Origin of the sequence: Sulfitobacter indolifex, assembly GCF_022788655.1 — a bacterium.
GTDB lineage: Bacteria > Pseudomonadota > Alphaproteobacteria > Rhodobacterales > Rhodobacteraceae > Sulfitobacter > Sulfitobacter indolifex.
Map to the genome: position 1 here is coordinate 623,969 of NZ_CP084951.1, position 16,090 is coordinate 640,058.

Consider the following 16,090-nt stretch of genomic DNA (forward strand, 5'->3'; position numbering starts at 1 on the left):
GACGTTATGAAATGGAATTTGCCCAATATCTTGACCCTGCTCCGGCTGGTTGCGGCCCCCGGTGTGGCGGTCATGTTTCTCTATTTTACGCGGCCCTATGCCGACTGGTTCGCTTTGGTGCTCTTCGTAAGCGCAGCGGTGACGGATTGGTTTGACGGCTACCTTGCCCGCGCGTGGGGGCAAGAGACCAAACTGGGTGCGATGCTCGACCCGATTGCCGATAAGGCGATGGTCGTAATCGCACTGATGGTAATCGTGGCATTCTCAAGCTGGTCACCGTGGCTGGTGCTGCCCGCGACGCTGATCCTGTTCCGTGAGGTCTTTGTTTCGGGCTTGCGGGAGTATCTGGGCGATGTGGCCGGCACACTGAAGGTCACGCAACTGGCCAAGTGGAAGACGACGCTACAGATGATCGCGATTGCCGTGCTGTTCTCACAAGGCGTGTTCGAGCATTACCTTGGGATGAGCGTTTTCGGCATGGACCAGCAGATGATCGAAGCAATCCTTGATGGCGAGGTCGAAGATACTTTGGGACTGGGCTGGAAGCTGGCCGGGATGGAATGGGCAGGGCTGTTGGGTCTGGTCCTGCTGTGGATCGCGGCGGTGCTGACCGCCATCACCGGCTTTGACTACCTGCGCAAGGCGCTGCCACATCTGAAGGAGCCACGCTGATGGATGTTCTGTATTTCGCTTGGGTCCGCGAACGGATCGGCCTGCCGCGTGAGCAGGTGGAGAGCCAAGCCACCACCGTGGCCGAACTGATCGAGGAATTGCGCGGGCGCGAAGAACGCTATGCGCTGGCCTTTTCTGACCTCACCGCACTTCGCGTGGCAGTGGATCAGGAATTGACGGATTTCGACGCGCCGCTCCAAGGCGCCCGCGAAGTGGCCTTTTTCCCACCGATGACCGGGGGCTGACCCATGCGCGTTTTGGTTCAGGAAGCGCCCTTTGATCTGGCCGAGGAAACCGCGCGCTTTGCCAAGGGCGAGGGCGGCAGTGGTGCGATTGTGACCTTCACCGGCGTGGTGCGCGACAATGGTGCAGGCACGCTCAGCGCGATGGAGATCGAACATTACCCCGGCATGACCGAAAAGGCGCTGTGCGAGATTGCAGAGCAGGCGATGGCGCGGTTCGAATTGCAAGATGCGCTGGTGATCCACCGTTACGGCCGGCTGGTGCCGGGTGAGCAGATTATGATGGTCGCAAGCGCCGCGCGACATCGCCGCAGCGCCTTTGAGGCGGCTGAATTTTTAATGGATTATCTTAAATCCCGCGCGCCATTCTGGAAGCGCGAAATCACCGCAGAAGGTGAAGCTTGGGTTGCTGCAAAAGACGAAGACGAGGCAGCGCTCGAGCGCTGGTAGCGCTGCGTCTTAGGTAAAACGCCCGCCTTTTTCGATGACTTCAATCTGATAGCCATCGGGGTCCGCCACAAAGAAGAACTTCGCGACAGTCTCTCCGGCAGGGCGGAAATCAACGATGTCACGCGGTGTAGCACCGGCCGTGATTGCGGTTTCACGTGCGGCTTCAAGGTCGTCTACGACAAAGGCGATGTGGCCATAACCGTCGCCAAGATCATATGGCGTCTCGCGGTCTTTGTTGACGGTCAATTCAAACTCAAACTCACCCGTGGCGTCGCGCAGATAGACCAGGGTGAATTTCTCAAAATCCAAGCGGTCGGCGATCTTTAGGCCGAAGACGTCTTGGTAGAATTTGACCGATGCCGCCTCATCAAGGACGCGGATCATGGAATGGGCGAGTTTGGCCATGGGAGTCTCCGGAAGGGCTTGGGGGTCAGGCCTTCTGACGCTCGATGTAGGCGCGCATCTCTTCGGCCTCGTGCCGGGCATCGCGCAGGCCGTCCATCGCGGCGCGCAGCTCTGCCTCAGTCTGGGCAAGCTGATTGGTCAACTCGGCTTCGCGCTGTTGCAGATAGGTAATCGCCTGATCGCGGGTTTCTTCGGCTTCGTGGAGTTCTTGGCTCATCCGGTCAAGCTGTGCCACATCGTCGGCGGCCACGCGGGTAAAGCGGTTCAGCAGCCAGTTCGCGAACCACCCCATGCAGAATGCCACGAAAAGAATGATGGCTGTTGCCAGGACAAACTCAGTTCTGCTCATCACCGCTGCCTTCTTCGGTTTCGTCGGGTTCCCCGATCTCTTCTGCAGTGGTATCGCCCGTTTCTTCGGCAGTTTCCAGCGCTGTTTCGTCTTCGGGCGCGTCCGTTTGCGCTTGGATCAGGCGGAATTCGATACGGCGGTTTGCCTCGCGACCCTCTTCGGTCTGGTTGTCAGCGATGGGGTTTTCTTCCCCATAGCCTTTGGCGAGGAAGGAAGACGTCAGCACCCGCCGGGCGCGCAATTCGTTCAAAACCGATTCCGCGCGGCTTTGCGACAGCGACAGGTTCATCGTTTCGCGGCCTTGGCTATCGGTATAACCTTGGATTTCCAACGGGATGTCACCGCAGCGTTTCAGAACCTCGGCGATATCGTCCATCGTGCCAAGCGCCGAGGCGTCAATCGTGGCATTGCCGGGCTCAAAGGTGATCTTGCCAATGGTAAGGATCTCGCCAATCTCGGCTTCGCATTCTTCGGGCGTGGGCAGGCCGGCAATTGGGTCGAGCTTTTCTTGGTAGGTAATATCGATGCTGTAATCGGCGCTTTCGCCCAGTTTGTCAGCCAAAAGCGAAGCGACCGTGGTGTTCGCCTCTTTCTTGCCGGTGTTGCCGGTCACTTCAAGCCGGTCCGGGGTAACCGTGACAGAGCCATTGGCCAGCGAAGCCATCGCCTCCAGCCCGGTCAGCACACGTGTGGCCCAATCGGCGGGGAGGGTCTCGTCCAGACGGGCGGCGGTATAGACGTTGCTCGAACCAAAATGTGATTTCGCATAGCTGTCGGCCAGATCGCGCAGCCCTTCGGTGGTGAGCCGCCCGCGCAGCTGCACTTGCCCCTCCGGAGAGAGGGTGGCGGTAAATTCAGGGGGGCCTGCGTTTGGGTCTTCGACCTTGGGCAGTTTCGCGGTCAGGGCAAAGACATCGGGCAGCGCGTTTTCCAACTCGCCGACAACGCGGTCAAAGCTGTCAGAATCGGTGCCCGGTGCGGCGAGCAGGGTAATGTCGGCGTCCGCGAAAGAGATCGAGCCCTGGCCCACACGGCTCAGCGCTTCGATCGCCAGCGCCACGGCGCGACCCCAGTTCGGGCTCGGCACACCAAGACCGACAGTGCAGTTGGCGTTTTCAGAGGCGCCTGCAGCAACGCCCGCTTTCAAGATGCGCGCGGCGGCCGCCTCAGTGTCGGCAGAGCAGGCATCAAATCGCGCGCCTTCGGCGTCGATCTCAAACCGCAGGGTGAAGGGTGTAATCACCGGGCGCGGTGCGGCGATGTCGAGCCTCAGGCGCAGGCTGGGCGGGGCCGCGCGTTGCAGCTTGCGCTCCATCTGCGCTTTGGCAGCAGCGCTGTCGGCAATGGCGGTGATGGTCACGCGGCCCGCGTTGACCGAAGCCTTTGCGCGGGGCAGGTCGGCCATGGCACGCACGGCAAAGTTCAGCGCGTCTTCCCAGCCTTCGGGGGACGGATAATCAGCAGATTCAAGCAGATCGGTCACCGTGGCGTCGCCCGCCATGTCGCCGAAAGCCTCGATCACTGCGTCGCGGTCGGTGCTCGTGGGAATCAGGCCGATGATCGAAATGCCTGCATCATTGCGCAGCACCTCGGCAGAGAATCGCGGCGGGGCAATACCGGATTGGGCCTCGACCTCCATCTCGTCGATCACGCGGGCGGCGTCGACCACGGTGCCTGCGGTCGACAGGGCGCGGAAGCGGACCGCTTCGGTGGGCGCGATCCCGGCGAGGGTGACCTGCAAACCGTCGGCCTGCACCTCGGCCCATGTCATGCCCTGATCGTCCAGCGCGTCACGCACGCCGATCTCGGAGGTATCCTCAATCAGTTGCACCGAGAAGCTCGCCGCCACCAAAGAGACCACCGCTGCGGCTGCAAAGGTCAGGGCGATCATGAAAATGGCGGACAGGCGCATGGGCGGACTTCTGGTTGTTGAGCTCAAGACTTGATACGCGCGTCCTGCCGGGGGTGCAATCAGGCCAGAAGACTTGCTGCGAAAAACAACAGCGGGATCATGCCGGTATCACGGTTTGCCCGAAAGAGCTGCAAAAGCTTGGCATTGTCGTTGGTATCCAGCCCGCGCAACTGCCATGCCATATGCCAACCCATGGCCCAAGGCCCGCCAAGGGCGATGGCAAGCGCCAGCACCGAAGCCTCCGGCAGCCCGGCATAGATCACCGCAATCCCCATCAGCCCCACGGTCGCCATCAAGAATCGCCGCAGCCATTGGCCCGAATTCTCACCAAAGAGCCGCGCGGTGGATTTCACCCCGATCAGCGCGTCATCTTCGGCATCTTGATGGGCATAGATGGTGTCATAGAACAGCGTCCAAGCGATGCCCGCGAGGTAGAGCACGATGGCGGGCGCGTGCAACGTACCGGCGTGCGCCGTCCACGCCAGCATCGCGCCCCAGTTAAACGCCAGCCCCAGAAAAACCTGCGGCCACCATGTGAAGCGTTTGGCAAAGGGGTAGACCGCCACCGGCAGCAGCGCCAGCACGCCCATGGCAATCGCCGCTTGGTTGAACGTCAGCAGGATCACCAGCGCCACCAGCATTTGCAGCACCATCCACGCCAACGCCTGTTTCACCGTGACTGCGCCCGAAGGGATGGGCCGCGAGCGGGTGCGGGCGACCTTGCCGTCGATGTTGCGGTCGGTAATGTCATTCCACGTGCAGCCCGCGCCGCGCATCAGGAACGCGCCGATGGCGCAGCCCATAAAGATCCACAGATCCTCCCAGCGGGGTGATTGATCGAACAAGATCGCAAGGCTCAGCCCCCACCAGCAAGGCAGCAGCAACAGCCATGTCCCAATGGGGCGATCCGCGCGGCTTAGCCGCAGATAGGGGCGCAGGGCGCGGGGGGCGTGGCGATCGACCCAATTGTCGGCCACAGCATCGGCAACCGAACCATCTTGCGGAGCATCTGGCGAAGGCGGCTGGTTGTGCATATATCTGGCCCCATGAATGCGAAAATCAGATTGTATGTAGATCAGCCCTTGGGGCAGGGGCAAACGGTTCCTTTGGCGCGCGAGCAGGCGCATTACCTCTTTGGGGTGATGCGGCAGGCGCTTGGGGCCGGGGTGCTGCTGTTCAACGGGCGCGATGGCGAATGGCTGGCCGAGGTGACCGAGGCGGGCAAACGCGGTGGGGTGCTGACCTGTGTGGAGCAGACCCGCCCGTTGCAGATGCCGCCAGACCTGTGGCTGCTCTTTGCCCCGATAAAAAAGACACGCACCGACTTTATTGTCGAAAAAGCCGCCGAGATGGGCGCGTCGCGCATTGTCCCGGTGATGACAGAGTTTACCAACGCAGGCCGTGTGCAGCAAACCCGCCTTCAGGCCCATGCGGTCGAGGCGGCAGAGCAATGCGGCGGCACCTATGTGCCTGAGGTCGCCGAGGCTGAGAAGCTCGGGCGGTTGCTGGATCGCTGGGATACGTCGCGCCAGATCATGTTCTGCGATGAGGCGTTGGCCGGGGAAAGCGGCGCCTTGCCAGCAGATGCGCAAGGTCCGTGGGCGATTTTGATCGGTCCCGAAGGGGGATTTTCCGAGGCGGAGCGCATGCGGCTGCACGGGTTCGATCATGCGCATGCCGTCACGCTGGGACCACGTATTTTGCGGGCTGATACGGCGGCAGTTGCGGCGATGACCATGTGGCAGCAGGCATTGGGAGATTGGTGATGCAAAGGGCGGCCCGATGAGTTTTCTGCGCCAAGGCGCGCGCGACCAGCTTTGGCGCTGGCGCGAAGCGATTGTCGGCGGGGGGGTGATGCTCTTGGGCCTCTGGCTGGTCACCGGGCCGGGCTTTTTACTGGCGGTGCCGGGCTATGCGGCACTGGCGGGCGGCGCGGCGCTGATCTGGCTCGGCGTGCAGCGCGCGCGTTTTCGCGGTGAAGGTGACGGGGCGGGGGCCGTTCAGGTGGTCGAAGGGCAGGTCACCTACTTTGGGCCGCTCACGGGTGGCACGGTTTCTTTGCGCGAATTGCAGCGGCTGAGCCTTGATCGGCAGATGTTTCCCGCCCACTGGCGGCTTGAGCCGCGCGACGATGAAGAGCCCTTGTTGATCCCCGTAAATGCCGCAGGTTCCGAAGCGCTGTTTGATGCTTTCGCGGCATTGCCCGGCCTGCGCACCGAACGGATGCTCTTTGAGTTGCGCAAGACCCGGCATGACGCCGTTGTGATCTGGGAGCGCGCGCCGCTGCGCCCCGCCCATGTCTTGCTGCATTGACAGCCCCGGCAAATCCGCCCATCCCTGCTAGACACGACGCCAAGTCGACACCCTAAGACGACCCTTCAAAACGGAGCCTTCGCATATGTCCATTCCTCAATCCGGCGGCGGCCCGATCGAACATCACGACCAAATGGCCGAGTATCTGGCCGACGGCTGTAAGCCGCGCGAAGACTGGCGCATCGGCACCGAGCACGAGAAATTCGGCTATTGCAAAGACACGCTCAAGCCGCTCCCCTATGAGGGCGACCGCTCGATCCGGGTGATGCTCGAAGGGCTGCGCGACCGTCACAATTGGGCCCCGGTCGAAGAGGGCGGCAAGTTGATCGGTCTGGAAAAAGACGGCGCGAACATCAGTCTTGAGCCGGGCGGGCAGTTGGAACTGTCGGGCGCGCCGGTTGAGACGATTCACGAAACCTGCGACGAGGTGAACACCCACCTGCGCGAAGTGAAAGACGTGGCCGATGACATCGGCGTCGGCTTTATCGGGCTGGGGGCGGCCCCCGAATGGTCGCATGAGCAAATGGATCTGATGCCCAAGGGCCGTTACAAATTGATGGACAGCTACATGCAGAAGGTCGGCACCATGGGCACCACCATGATGCGCCGCACTTGCACGGTTCAGGTCAATCTCGACTTCGCGAGTGAGGCCGACATGGTGCAAAAGATGCGCGTGGCCGTCGCGATGCAACCGATCGCCAACGCGCTTTTCGCCAATTCGCCGTTCCTTGATGGGAAGCCAAACGGGGTGAAATCTACCCGCGGTTTGGTCTGGCGCAATCTTGATGATGCCCGCACCGGCATGGTGCCTTTCGTCTTTGACGAAGGCTTTGGGTTCGAGGCTTGGGTGCAATATGCGCTCGATGTGCCGATGTATTTTGTCTACCGCGACGGTAAATATATCGACGCGCTTGGCCAGTCCTTCCGCGATTTCCTCAAGGGGGAATTGCCCGCGCTGCCCGGCGAAAAGCCGACGCTGAGCGACTGGGCCGATCACCTGACCACGCTTTTCCCCGAAGCGCGGGTCAAAAAGTTTATCGAGATGCGCGGGGCAGATGGTGGCCCTTGGCGGCGCCTCTGTGCGCTGCCGGCGTTTTGGGTTGGCTTGATGTATGACCAATCCGCGCTGGATGGCGCTTGGGATTTGGTTAAAGGCTGGAATGCTGAAACACGCGAAGAACTGCGGGTTGCGGCCTCAACCCATGGCCTGCAGGCCGAGGTGGGCGGGTTGAAAATGCATGATCTGGCGCGCGAAGCAGTGGCTCTGTCAGAAGCCGGTTTGAAGGCGCGTGCCCGTGCCGGCGCTGGTGGGCTTGTCCCGGATGAGACGCATTTCCTTAACGCCCTGCGCGACAGTATCGAGACAGGCCGCGTGCCCGCCGACGATTTGCTGGCGGACTACCATGGCGACTGGAACGGCGACCTAAGCCGCATCTACGCCGAATATTCCTACTAAACGATAAAGATGCTGATGCCGCCCTCGGGGCGGCGTCAGCCCTTTTGACCGATCCGCGATTCCGTACCTGCACGGATGCGGCTGATGTTGTCACGGTGCCGCCAGAAAATCAGCAGCGTCAGTGCGATGCCCAAAAGCAGCATCTCACCATAGCCGAAGAACACCAAAAGGAAGGTTGAGCTTGCCGCTGCCGCCAGCGCGGCCAAAGAAGAGATGCGCGAGAGTGCCGCCGTGATAAACCACACCGCACAGCATGCCAGCCCAACAGGCCACGCCAGCGCCAACATGATGCCCAGAAAAGTAGCCACCCCTTTGCCGCCGCGAAACCCAAGCCAGACTGGATAGCAATGGCCGATCATCGCGCCGAGCGCCGCCGCCTGCGCCGCGTCTTCGCCAGCAAAGGCGCGGGCCAGCAAGACCGCCACAGCACCCTTAGCGCCATCTAACAACAGCGTCAGCGCCGCTGCCTTTTTGTTGCCGGTCCGCAGCACATTGGTCGCGCCGATGTTGCCCGAGCCGATATCGCGTAGGTTGCCCAGCCCCATCATCCGGGCCAGCACCATGCCAAAGGCGATCGACCCGATAATATACCCGGCCATCGCCCAAAAGAGGATCATTTCAATAGAAGTATCGATAGGGGGCATCAATTCGCCTCGTAAACGCAAGAACCTGCAACATAAGTTGCCATCACCTTACCCTGCATCCGCATCCCATCAAAGGGCGTGTTTCTAGATTTCGACCGCAGCGTCGCGCGATCCAGCACGAAGGGCGCATCGGGGTTGAACAGCACCATATCCGCAGGCGCACCCACCGCGATCCGCCCACCGGGCAGGCCAAGGCGTTTGGCCGGGTTGAGCGACAGCGCGCGCCAAAGGGTCGGCAGATCCATCATCTCGGCATGGACCAGACGCAGGGCAGCGGGCAGCAATGTTTCCAATCCTACCGCGCCGCTGGCGGCCTCTTCGAAGGGGAGGCGTTTGCTCTCTTCATCCTGTGGGGTGTGCATAGAGCAGATGATATCGATCAGGCCGCTGGCGACGGCTTCGACCACCGCGATCCGATCCTCTTCGTCGCGCAGCGGGGGCTTCACCTTGAAGAAAGTGCGGTAGTCGGCCACGTCGAGCGCATTGAGCGTCAGATGGTGGATGCCCACGCCGGCCGTGATGTCGAGCCCATTGCGCTTGGCGCGCTCGAGGGCAGGCAGGGCGCGGGCGGTTGTGATCTGATCCGCGTGATAGCGCGCGCCGGTCATCTCGATTAGGGCAATGTCGCGGTCCAGCCCCATCCGTTCGGCCATGGGCGACACGGCGGGCAGGCCGCGCAGCGAGGCGAATTTGCCAGAGGTGACAGCAGCGCCCTTGCTCAGCCCCGGATCCTGCGGGTGCGCGATGACCAGCGCGCCGAGGCTGCGGGCATAGGTCAGCGCGCGAGAGAAAACCTTGGTATCGGTCACCACGCGGTCGCAATCGGTGAAGGCGGCGGCGCCTGCATCCATCAGGAAACCGATCTCGGTCATCTCGCGCCCTTCGCGGCCTTTGGTGAGGGCGGCCATGGGGACCACATTCACCGGGGCGGCCTCATTGGCGCGGCGGGTCACGAATTCGAGTGTTTCGGGGCTGTCGATGGCAGGGTCTGTATCGGGGCGCGTGACCATCGTGGTCACCCCGCCCGCTGCTGCGGCCAGCCCGGCAGAGCGGTAGCTTTCCTTATGCCGCTCGCCCGGTTCGCAGACTTTCACGCCGATATCGACGATGCCGGGGGCGAGGATGTGACCGCCGCAGTCGATTACCTCTGCGCCGTCCGCCGCAGTGGCTCCATGATCTAAAACCTCGGCAATCACCCCATTGCGGACCAGAACCGCCGCAGGCTCAAGCGTGCCTGCCTCAGGATCAAGCAGGCGCAGATTGGTGAAAAGCTGGGTCATGGGCGGGCCTTTGATGCGAGAGCGGATGCGCCGCTGTCATGCCCCAAATCGCGCCGCGAACCAAGCAGATTTACGAAGCAGTTTCCGCGCAAGGCGGCGGGCAGCTAGCCCTTAACCGCCAACCCAAATCATCAGCCCGACCACACCAAAGGCGACCAGCAGGGCGATCATGGCGATACGGCCAGACATTTTCGGATCGTGTTCGGGTTCTTGCATTGGGTTGATGTACCTCGCTGGCACCAAGGGCGCCAGCGATATTCGCTCTTAGGATAGCAGCCACCAGATGATAATCAGGATCAGAGCGGCGACCCCGATGATGACCATGGTCTTAGCGCCACCACCTTTTGCAGGCTCAGGCGGGGACACGCGCGGGATGCCGGTGTAGGGCTGGGCGGCTTCGGCCTCCATCGCTTGCACGGGGGTGTCTGGGCCACCTTCGGTATAGGTGGCGATATGGGTCAGGGCGGGGATCGGGGCCAAGTGCAGTGATTGCCCGGCGAAAGCGCGGGAGTAGACGATCAACACCCAGCCATCCAGTGCGGCGAGCTTGCTGCGGTCTTTCTCAATTTGATCGGGGTTCACGCCATTGCCGTCGCGCAGATAGCCCGCAAGCCCCAGTTGATCGAGATCGGCCACCCGGAACACCTCTGTATAGGCCGCGTCGATCCGTTCGACCCCAAGGGCTGCCGCCTGCGCGGTCTCATCATCGCGCATGGCCCGCGCCTCGTCATCTGAGAGCGAGAGGGTATAGACCCGGACTTTGCCGGCTTCTTGCGGGGCGACTTCTGTATGGGGCATGACGGCTTCCTTTATCTGTTCTCAGGAAAACGCCGCTTGGCCCTTTGGAGTTCCGCTCATGCCGCGCCGGGTTGGGCAGCAATGTGGTTGCGCGCCAGCAAGTCCATCGCGGCCATCCGCACGGCGACACCCATCTCGACCTGATCCTGAATGACGCTGCGGTTGATGTCATCGGCCAATGTGCCGTCAATCTCGACCCCGCGGTTCATTGGGCCGGGGTGCATAACGATGGCATCGGGGCTGGCATGGGCGAGCTTTTCGGCGTCCAGCCCGTAGCGGTGGTAATACTCGCGCTCGGAGGGGATAAAGCCGCCGTCCATCCGCTCTTTCTGAAGCCGCAGCATCATCACCACGTCGACGCCTTCGAGCCCTTTTTTCATGTCGTCAAAGACCTCGACGCCGAATTGGTCGATCTGGGCAGGCATCAGCGTCGGCGGGCCAACAAGGCGAATGCGGTTCTCCATCTTGCCCAGCAGCAGAATGTTCGACCGCGCCACCCGGCTGTGTGCAATGTCACCGCAGATCGCGATGCTGAGGCGGTGCAGCCGCCCCTTTGCGCGGCGGATTGTCAGCGCATCGAGCAGCGCCTGCGTGGGGTGCTCGTGCCGCCCGTCGCCCGCGTTCAGCACAGCGCAATTTACCTTCTGCGCCAACAGATCCACCGCGCCGGACTGCGGGTGGCGCACCACCAGCAGATCGGGGTGCATGGCGTTCAGCGTCATCGCCGTGTCGATCAGCGTCTCGCCCTTTTTGATCGAGGACGCCTGCATCGCCATGTTCATCACATCCGCACCAAGGCGCTTGCCCGCGATCTCGAAACTCGCCTGCGTGCGGGTGGAGTTTTCAAAGAACATGTTGATCTGCGTCAGCCCGCGCAGCGCGTCCGAATGCTTGTTCGGCTGGCGGTTGCGGTCGGCATATGTATCGGCCAGATCCAGCAGGGTGGTAATGTCGGACTGCGAGAGTTGTTCAATGCCAAGCAGGTGGCGATGGGCGAATGACATGGTGGCGATCCCTTCTGCTGTTGCCGCCTTATAGGCGCGGGTGGGTTGGCGCGTAAAGCGCAGCGATAGGGCATTTCGCCCCGCGCGCGCAGGGCGTAAGCTGCGGCCATGGAATCATTCGATTATCATCAGGCGGCAGAGATGCTGGCTTGGCAGGTTGAACTCGGCGCGACCGAGGCGATCTGCGACGCGCCGGTCAACCGCTATGAGGTGCCCGCAAGCCCGCCCAAGGCGAGCGCCAAGATTGCCAAAGGGCCGCAGCCCATGCAGGCGGCGGAAAAGCCCGATCCGGTGGCCTTGGCCCGCCGCGCCGCGCAGGGCGCGCAGACGTTGGACGAACTGCGTGCGGCGATCCAAGGGTTTGAAGCCTGCGAGCTGCACAAGGGCGCGCGTAATCTGGTCTTTTCCGATGGGGTGCCCGGCGCCCCGCTGATGATCTTTGGCGAATCTCCCGACCGCGACGAAGACCGCGCGGGCAAACCATTTGTTGGCCGCACAGGCCAGATGCTCGACCGTATGTTGGCCGCGATTGACATGGGGCGGGACCGCAACGTCTATCTGTCGAACATCCTGCCATGGCGCACGCCGCAGGGGCGCGACCCAAAGCCGGATGAGATCGCGATGATGCGTCCCTTTGTGCAGCGTCATATCGAATTGGCCAAGCCCAAGGTGTTGATATTGTTCGGCAATTGGTCCTGCCAATCGCTGCTGGAAAAGCGCAGCATCATGCGGCTGCGGGGCAATTGGACCAAAGCCGCGGATCTGCCCTGCATGCCGATGGTGCATCCCGCCTACCTTCTGCGCAATCCCGAGGCCAAGCGCGAGGCTTGGGCCGATCTGTTGAGCGTTCAGGCCAAGCTGCGCAATGGTTGATGCGCTGACCCTTCTGGCCTTTGTGCCCGCAGCCCTTGCGCTGAACCTCACGCCGGGGGCGGATATGATGTTCTGCCTTGGACAGGGGCTGCGGTCAGGTCCGCGTGCCGCATTGGCGGCGAGTGCCGGAATTTCAGCGGGCGCTTTGGTGCATGTGACGCTGGCGGGGCTTGGCCTTGGTGCGCTGGTGGCGGCGCTGCCTTGGGCGCTTGATCTGATCCGCTGGCTTGGCGTGGCCTATCTGCTTTGGCTTGCGGTTCAAACGCTGCGCCAAGCCGGTAAACCGCGCGACACGACGCCCGGCATGGGCGGCTGGCGTGCTTTTAGCACCGGGTTTATCGTCAATCTGACCAACCCCAAGGTGATCCTTTTCGTACTGGCCTTTCTACCGCAATTCGTGGTCCCCGAGGCCGGGCCGGTCTTGGCGCAGTTCTTGACCTTTGGCGCGGTGCTGGCCTTGGGCGGTTTCGTCATCAACGGCGCGGTGGGTGTTTTCGCTGCCGGGATCGGGCGGCGGCTGGCCGGAGGCGGGCGTGTGCTCGGCTGGATCAGCAGCGGCATTTTCGTGGCACTGGCCGCGCGTTTGGCAATGATGGAGCGGACATGAGCAGGATCGACGACAGCCGGGAGTTCATCCCCGTGAGGATCGCCGTTTTAACCGTCTCGGACAGCCGCAGCTTGGCCGAGGACCGCTCGGGCGATGTGCTGGTCGGACGGATCGAGGCGGCGGGCCATGTACTGATCGCGCGTGAGATCGTGACCGACGACCGCCCCGCCATTGCGGCGCAACTGCGCGATTGGTGTGCGAACCCTGAGATCGACGTGGTGATCAGCACCGGTGGCACCGGCCTCACGGGGCGCGACGTAACGGTCGAGGCGCACCGCGATGTCTATGAGAAAGAGATCGACGCTTTCGGCACGGTCTTCACCATGATCTCTATGGAGAAGATCGGCACCAGCGCCGTGCAAAGCCGTGCGACGGGCGGTGTGGCGCAGGGGACGTATTTGTTTGCGCTGCCGGGCAGTCCGGGGGCGTGTAAGGACGCGTGGGATGGTATCTTGCTCAAGCAGCTGGACTACCGCCACATGCCCTGCAATTTCGTTGAGATCATGCCCCGGTTGGACGAGCACAAGCGCCGAAAGTAGCGCCGTTGGTTAGCCCGAAGTGCAGCCCGTAATCTCGACACTGTGGTTCTGGCCGATGACGGTGATCCGAATGGCGGAACGGTCCAGCGCCAATGCGGCACCGTTCTCGGCAATCATCTCGCCACTGGCGACAAGCGTATCGCCCGAGCGCTGGCTTTCCGTCGCGCTCATCCACATGTTGGGATTGCCGGGCTCAATCACCACGGTTTCCTTGCCCCCGGCAGAGGGCAGGGCGAGCTGGGTTTCAATCGCCACCCCCCGCGCCGTGGGGCGCAGGCTGCATTGGGCGCTTTTCAGACCAGCCTCGGCCCCCGAAAAAGGCCGCGCAGCAAAGGCGGCGGCGATGGCCGGGGTGGGCTTGCTGTCGTCATTGTCGAGCACGGCACGCAGGTGGATGGTCTGCGGCAGGCAGATGTCACTGCACACGCCAAGGTCGATGCTGGTGTCCAAAGTCACCGGGGCACCGGCGCTGCGCGGGGTGATGGTCAGCGGCAGGACCACTTCGCGCGCATAGCCGATGGAGTTCACGCCCCCTTGGTCAAAGACCTTGGGCGTGGGCCATGTGATCTGCACATCGCGCAGGTTTTCCGAGCCGGACCAGTCGAACTCTGGCGGAATGCCTGCGTCACCGGGGCTGCGCCAATAGGTTTTCCAACCCGGCGCCATGCGCAGCCGAATGGCCGCCACCCGCCGCCCATCAGCCTGTTGCCAACCGGTGAGCAGATCGCCCTGCAACGGCGTGCCGACACCGTCCTGCGCCGCAGCGGGCAGGGCAAGGGCAAGGCAGGACAGGAGGGCGGAGAAGAGGTGCGATATATTCATACGGTCTTGATGCGGTATCCATCCGCGCCTGCCAAGTCACATTTGCATCATCCATGTTTCGCCGATGCGGCGGGAAGCGTGGCAGCTCTCTTGTTTTGTTGGGCGCAAGCGGCCATGTTCAAAGAAAGGTTACCTTCAGGAGGTGGGCGTTGACGGGTCAGACAATGGAACTGACGGGCAAGCTGCTGGTCGCGATGCCGGGCATGGGCGATCCACGTTTCGCCCATTCCGTGATCTATCTTTCGGCGCATTCCGAACAGGGAGCGATGGGGCTGATGGTCAACAAACCCGCCCCGGAGTTGCGCCTGTCGGATGTGCTGGATCAACTGGTTGAGGACACGCCGCCGCAGGCGAAATCGCTGGTGGTTCATTTCGGCGGGCCGGTCGAGACGGGGCGCGGGTTTGTGCTGCATTCTGATGAGTACCGCTCTGCCATTGAGACGCTGCGGGTGGGCGATGGCATTGCCCTCACTGCCACGCGCGACATTCTCGAAGATATCGCCATCGGCAAAGGCCCGGCGCGGGCGCAGCTGATGCTGGGCTATGCGGGCTGGGGGCCGGGGCAGTTGGAAGGTGAGATTGCGCAGAACGGTTGGCTGACCTGTGAGGCGTCGCCGGAGGTTATTTTCGATCTGCCGGATTCCAAGAAATGGTCCGCCGCGCTGAAAACGCTGGGCATCGACCCCTTAGGGCTGTCGGCCTCAGCCGGTCACGCCTAACGGGGGGCGGCTGCGCGGGCCAGACGGTCGTTGATTGCGCGGCCCAACCCGTGGTCGGGGATCGGTGCCACGGCGATCTGCTGACCGGTCGCGTCAAGCTGGTGCAGGTGGTCGAAAAGGTTCGCCGCAGCCTCGGTCAGATCGCCAGCAGGCGAGAGGTTGAGGTCACAGATCATCGTCCCAAAGCCAAGCAGCACTTCGCCCGGCCCAGCCGTTTCTGCATCTAACCGCACCGCCGCGCCGGGGGCGTAGTGGGAGGCCAACTGCCCCGGTGCGATGATCTCTGCCCCATCGACAATCTCGAGCGTCTGCCCAAGTACCGCTTCAATCGCCTCACTCGGCAGACCGCCTGCGCGAAGCAGGGCGGGGCGCGGGCCGGTCAGGCCGATGATCGTGCTTTCCAAGCCCACGCTGCAAGCGCCGTCATCCAGCACCGCCGCGATCTTACCGTCGAGGCCCGCCAACACATGCGCGGCTGTGGTGGCGCTGATCTTGCCCGAGGGGTTGGCCGAGGGCGCGGCCACGGGTCCGTCAAGCGCCTGCAATACCTGCCGCATCGCAGGATGGGCTGGCACGCGCACCGCGAGACTGGCCAGTCCTGCCGTAACCAATGACGATAGCCCGCTGTCGGGCCTCAGCGGCAAGACCAAGGTCAGCGCGCCGGGCCAAAACGCCTGCGCCAGACGGTCGGCCTCGTCGGTCCATTGCACATAGCGTTTGGCGGTCTCGATATCCGGCAAATGCACGATCAGCGGGTTGAAACTGGGCCGCCCCTTGGCCGCGTAGATCCCCGCGACAGCCGCACCGTTGCGCGCATCCGCGCCAAGGCCATAGACCGTCTCCGTCGGCAGGGCGACCAGCGCGCCGTCTTGCAACAGACGGGCCGCGCGGGCGATGCCTTGGGGCGTAGGGGTTAGCGTCTCTGTCATGGCAGGGCAAATCCTGTCGGATCATGCAGCATCCCGTGACGCCGCGTTTGGGTTGCGGGGGGCGGCCGGGCATTTC

20 protein-coding genes are annotated in these 16,090 nt (G+C 62.7%); 10 read left to right on the plus strand and 10 right to left on the minus strand.

Annotated elements, in window-relative coordinates; all coding sequences use genetic code 11:
* Positions 1–6: 6 nt before the first annotated feature.
* The 3 genes from pgsA to DSM14862_RS03025 are packed head-to-tail and all read left to right on the plus strand — an operon-like array spanning position 7 to position 1,364.
* Positions 7–672, plus strand: a complete 666-nt coding sequence (gene pgsA, locus DSM14862_RS03015; protein WP_007118935.1) for a CDP-diacylglycerol--glycerol-3-phosphate 3-phosphatidyltransferase — start codon at positions 7–9, stop codon at positions 670–672.
* The gene (gene moaD, locus DSM14862_RS03020) at positions 669–917 is read left to right on the plus strand and encodes a molybdopterin converting factor subunit 1 (RefSeq protein ID WP_113075661.1); all 249 of its coding nucleotides are present in this window, start codon (positions 669–671) and stop codon (positions 915–917) included. Before pgsA ends, moaD begins: the two co-directional genes overlap by 4 nt.
* Before the next feature lie 3 nt (positions 918–920).
* On the plus strand, positions 921–1,364 hold the full coding sequence (locus DSM14862_RS03025) for a molybdenum cofactor biosynthesis protein MoaE (RefSeq protein WP_007118937.1): 444 nt from the start codon (positions 921–923) through the stop codon (positions 1,362–1,364).
* A gap of 9 nt (positions 1,365–1,373) precedes the next feature.
* Here the strand turns inward: DSM14862_RS03025 and DSM14862_RS03030 are convergent, their stop codons facing one another.
* The 4 genes from DSM14862_RS03030 to ubiA are packed head-to-tail and all read right to left on the minus strand — an operon-like array spanning position 1,374 to position 5,064.
* Complete coding sequence (locus DSM14862_RS03030; RefSeq protein WP_007118938.1) at positions 1,374–1,769, minus strand: VOC family protein; 396 nt, start codon at positions 1,767–1,769, stop codon at positions 1,374–1,376.
* 25 nt (positions 1,770–1,794) lie between these two features.
* The gene (locus tag DSM14862_RS03035) at positions 1,795–2,118 is read right to left on the minus strand and encodes a hypothetical protein (RefSeq protein WP_007118939.1); all 324 of its coding nucleotides are present in this window, start codon (positions 2,116–2,118) and stop codon (positions 1,795–1,797) included.
* Positions 2,105–4,030, minus strand: coding sequence for an OmpA family protein (locus DSM14862_RS03040; RefSeq protein ID WP_007118940.1), 1,926 nt, complete (start codon positions 4,028–4,030; stop codon positions 2,105–2,107). The genes DSM14862_RS03035 and DSM14862_RS03040 overlap by 14 nt, the downstream gene beginning before the upstream one ends.
* A 59-nt stretch (positions 4,031–4,089) precedes the next feature.
* Positions 4,090–5,064, minus strand: a complete 975-nt coding sequence (gene ubiA, locus DSM14862_RS03045; protein ID WP_040700500.1) for a 4-hydroxybenzoate octaprenyltransferase — start codon at positions 5,062–5,064, stop codon at positions 4,090–4,092.
* Between the two features lie 12 nt (positions 5,065–5,076).
* Between ubiA and DSM14862_RS03050 the strand changes: the two genes are divergently transcribed.
* The 3 genes from DSM14862_RS03050 (at position 5,077) to DSM14862_RS03060 (ending at position 7,799) form a co-directional block, all read left to right on the plus strand.
* Positions 5,077–5,796, plus strand: a complete 720-nt coding sequence (locus DSM14862_RS03050; RefSeq protein ID WP_040700502.1) for a 16S rRNA (uracil(1498)-N(3))-methyltransferase — start codon at positions 5,077–5,079, stop codon at positions 5,794–5,796.
* A gap of 16 nt (positions 5,797–5,812) precedes the next feature.
* Complete coding sequence (locus DSM14862_RS03055; protein WP_007118943.1) at positions 5,813–6,343, plus strand: hypothetical protein; 531 nt, start codon at positions 5,813–5,815, stop codon at positions 6,341–6,343.
* Between the two features lie 85 nt (positions 6,344–6,428).
* A complete protein-coding gene (locus DSM14862_RS03060; RefSeq protein WP_007118944.1) occupies positions 6,429–7,799 on the plus strand; it encodes a glutamate--cysteine ligase in 1,371 nt (456 codons plus the stop codon).
* 35 nt (positions 7,800–7,834) lie between these two features.
* On the opposite strand, the gene plsY is transcribed toward DSM14862_RS03060, so the two are convergent.
* The 4 genes from plsY to DSM14862_RS03080 form a co-directional block, all read right to left on the minus strand.
* A complete protein-coding gene (plsY, locus tag DSM14862_RS03065) occupies positions 7,835–8,443 on the minus strand; it encodes a glycerol-3-phosphate 1-O-acyltransferase PlsY (protein ID WP_007118945.1) in 609 nt (202 codons plus the stop codon).
* Positions 8,443–9,723: a dihydroorotase gene (pyrC, locus tag DSM14862_RS03070; RefSeq protein WP_007118946.1), complete on the minus strand. Its 1,281-nt coding sequence runs from the start codon at positions 9,721–9,723 to the stop codon at positions 8,443–8,445. Before pyrC ends, plsY begins: the two co-directional genes overlap by 1 nt.
* Positions 9,724–9,987: 264 nt before the next feature.
* Complete coding sequence (locus DSM14862_RS03075; protein ID WP_007118948.1) at positions 9,988–10,521, minus strand: hypothetical protein; 534 nt, start codon at positions 10,519–10,521, stop codon at positions 9,988–9,990.
* Positions 10,522–10,577: 56 nt separating this feature from the next.
* Positions 10,578–11,525 carry an aspartate carbamoyltransferase catalytic subunit gene (locus tag DSM14862_RS03080; RefSeq protein ID WP_007118949.1) on the minus strand — a complete coding sequence of 316 codons (948 nt, stop codon included), beginning with the start codon at positions 11,523–11,525 and terminating at the stop codon, positions 10,578–10,580.
* Between the two features lie 108 nt (positions 11,526–11,633).
* Here DSM14862_RS03080 and DSM14862_RS03085 point away from each other — a divergent pair, with 108 nt between their 5' ends.
* Genes DSM14862_RS03085 through moaB form a run of 3 tightly spaced genes read left to right on the plus strand, consistent with a single transcriptional unit; the run spans position 11,634 to position 13,544 of the window.
* A complete protein-coding gene (locus DSM14862_RS03085; RefSeq protein WP_007118950.1) occupies positions 11,634–12,398 on the plus strand; it encodes a uracil-DNA glycosylase in 765 nt (254 codons plus the stop codon).
* A complete protein-coding gene (locus DSM14862_RS03090; RefSeq protein WP_007118951.1) occupies positions 12,391–13,005 on the plus strand; it encodes a LysE family translocator in 615 nt (204 codons plus the stop codon). The genes DSM14862_RS03085 and DSM14862_RS03090 overlap by 8 nt, the downstream gene beginning before the upstream one ends.
* Positions 13,002–13,544: a molybdenum cofactor biosynthesis protein B gene (moaB, locus tag DSM14862_RS03095; protein ID WP_007118952.1), complete on the plus strand. Its 543-nt coding sequence runs from the start codon at positions 13,002–13,004 to the stop codon at positions 13,542–13,544. Before DSM14862_RS03090 ends, moaB begins: the two co-directional genes overlap by 4 nt.
* Positions 13,545–13,553: 9 nt before the next feature.
* Here moaB and DSM14862_RS03100 read toward each other — a convergent pair whose 3' ends face one another.
* Positions 13,554–14,366, minus strand: a complete 813-nt coding sequence (locus DSM14862_RS03100; protein ID WP_007118953.1) for a protein-disulfide reductase DsbD domain-containing protein — start codon at positions 14,364–14,366, stop codon at positions 13,554–13,556.
* 164 nt (positions 14,367–14,530) lie between these two features.
* Here DSM14862_RS03100 and DSM14862_RS03105 point away from each other — a divergent pair, with 164 nt between their 5' ends.
* Positions 14,531–15,085: a YqgE/AlgH family protein gene (locus tag DSM14862_RS03105; RefSeq protein ID WP_007118954.1), complete on the plus strand. Its 555-nt coding sequence runs from the start codon at positions 14,531–14,533 to the stop codon at positions 15,083–15,085.
* Here DSM14862_RS03105 and DSM14862_RS03110 read toward each other — a convergent pair.
* Entirely contained in the window at positions 15,082–16,014 is a 933-nt protein-coding gene (locus DSM14862_RS03110) for an L-threonylcarbamoyladenylate synthase (RefSeq protein ID WP_007118955.1), read from the minus strand. The genes DSM14862_RS03105 and DSM14862_RS03110 overlap by 4 nt on opposite strands.
* Positions 16,015–16,090: the final 76 nt, after the last annotated feature.

Excerpts from the sequence above, each read along its gene's own strand:
- DSM14862_RS03085 (WP_007118950.1), top strand. The coding sequence starts at position 11,634 with ATGGAATCATTCGATTATCATCAGGCGGCAGAGATGCTGGCTTGGCAG.
- ubiA (WP_040700500.1), bottom strand. The coding sequence starts at position 5,064 with ATGCACAACCAGCCGCCTTCGCCAGATGCTCCGCAAGATGGTTCGGTT.
- DSM14862_RS03075 (WP_007118948.1), bottom strand. The coding sequence starts at position 10,521 with ATGCCCCATACAGAAGTCGCCCCGCAAGAAGCCGGCAAAGTCCGGGTC.
- DSM14862_RS03060 (WP_007118944.1), top strand. The coding sequence starts at position 6,429 with ATGTCCATTCCTCAATCCGGCGGCGGCCCGATCGAACATCACGACCAA.
- pyrC (WP_007118946.1), bottom strand. The coding sequence starts at position 9,723 with ATGACCCAGCTTTTCACCAATCTGCGCCTGCTTGATCCTGAGGCAGGC.
- DSM14862_RS03080 (WP_007118949.1), bottom strand. The coding sequence starts at position 11,525 with ATGTCATTCGCCCATCGCCACCTGCTTGGCATTGAACAACTCTCGCAG.
- DSM14862_RS03100 (WP_007118953.1), bottom strand. The coding sequence starts at position 14,366 with ATGAATATATCGCACCTCTTCTCCGCCCTCCTGTCCTGCCTTGCCCTT.
- DSM14862_RS03035 (WP_007118939.1), bottom strand. The coding sequence starts at position 2,118 with ATGAGCAGAACTGAGTTTGTCCTGGCAACAGCCATCATTCTTTTCGTG.
- DSM14862_RS03025 (WP_007118937.1), top strand. The coding sequence starts at position 921 with ATGCGCGTTTTGGTTCAGGAAGCGCCCTTTGATCTGGCCGAGGAAACC.
- DSM14862_RS03040 (WP_007118940.1), bottom strand. The coding sequence starts at position 4,030 with ATGCGCCTGTCCGCCATTTTCATGATCGCCCTGACCTTTGCAGCCGCA.
- moaB (WP_007118952.1), top strand. The coding sequence starts at position 13,002 with ATGAGCAGGATCGACGACAGCCGGGAGTTCATCCCCGTGAGGATCGCC.
- plsY (WP_007118945.1), bottom strand. The coding sequence starts at position 8,443 with ATGCCCCCTATCGATACTTCTATTGAAATGATCCTCTTTTGGGCGATG.
- DSM14862_RS03055 (WP_007118943.1), top strand. The coding sequence starts at position 5,813 with ATGAGTTTTCTGCGCCAAGGCGCGCGCGACCAGCTTTGGCGCTGGCGC.
- DSM14862_RS03105 (WP_007118954.1), top strand. The coding sequence starts at position 14,531 with ATGGAACTGACGGGCAAGCTGCTGGTCGCGATGCCGGGCATGGGCGAT.
- DSM14862_RS03050 (WP_040700502.1), top strand. The coding sequence starts at position 5,077 with ATGAATGCGAAAATCAGATTGTATGTAGATCAGCCCTTGGGGCAGGGG.
- DSM14862_RS03030 (WP_007118938.1), bottom strand. The coding sequence starts at position 1,769 with ATGGCCAAACTCGCCCATTCCATGATCCGCGTCCTTGATGAGGCGGCA.
- DSM14862_RS03090 (WP_007118951.1), top strand. The coding sequence starts at position 12,391 with ATGGTTGATGCGCTGACCCTTCTGGCCTTTGTGCCCGCAGCCCTTGCG.
- DSM14862_RS03110 (WP_007118955.1), bottom strand. The coding sequence starts at position 16,014 with ATGACAGAGACGCTAACCCCTACGCCCCAAGGCATCGCCCGCGCGGCC.
- pgsA (WP_007118935.1), top strand. The coding sequence starts at position 7 with ATGAAATGGAATTTGCCCAATATCTTGACCCTGCTCCGGCTGGTTGCG.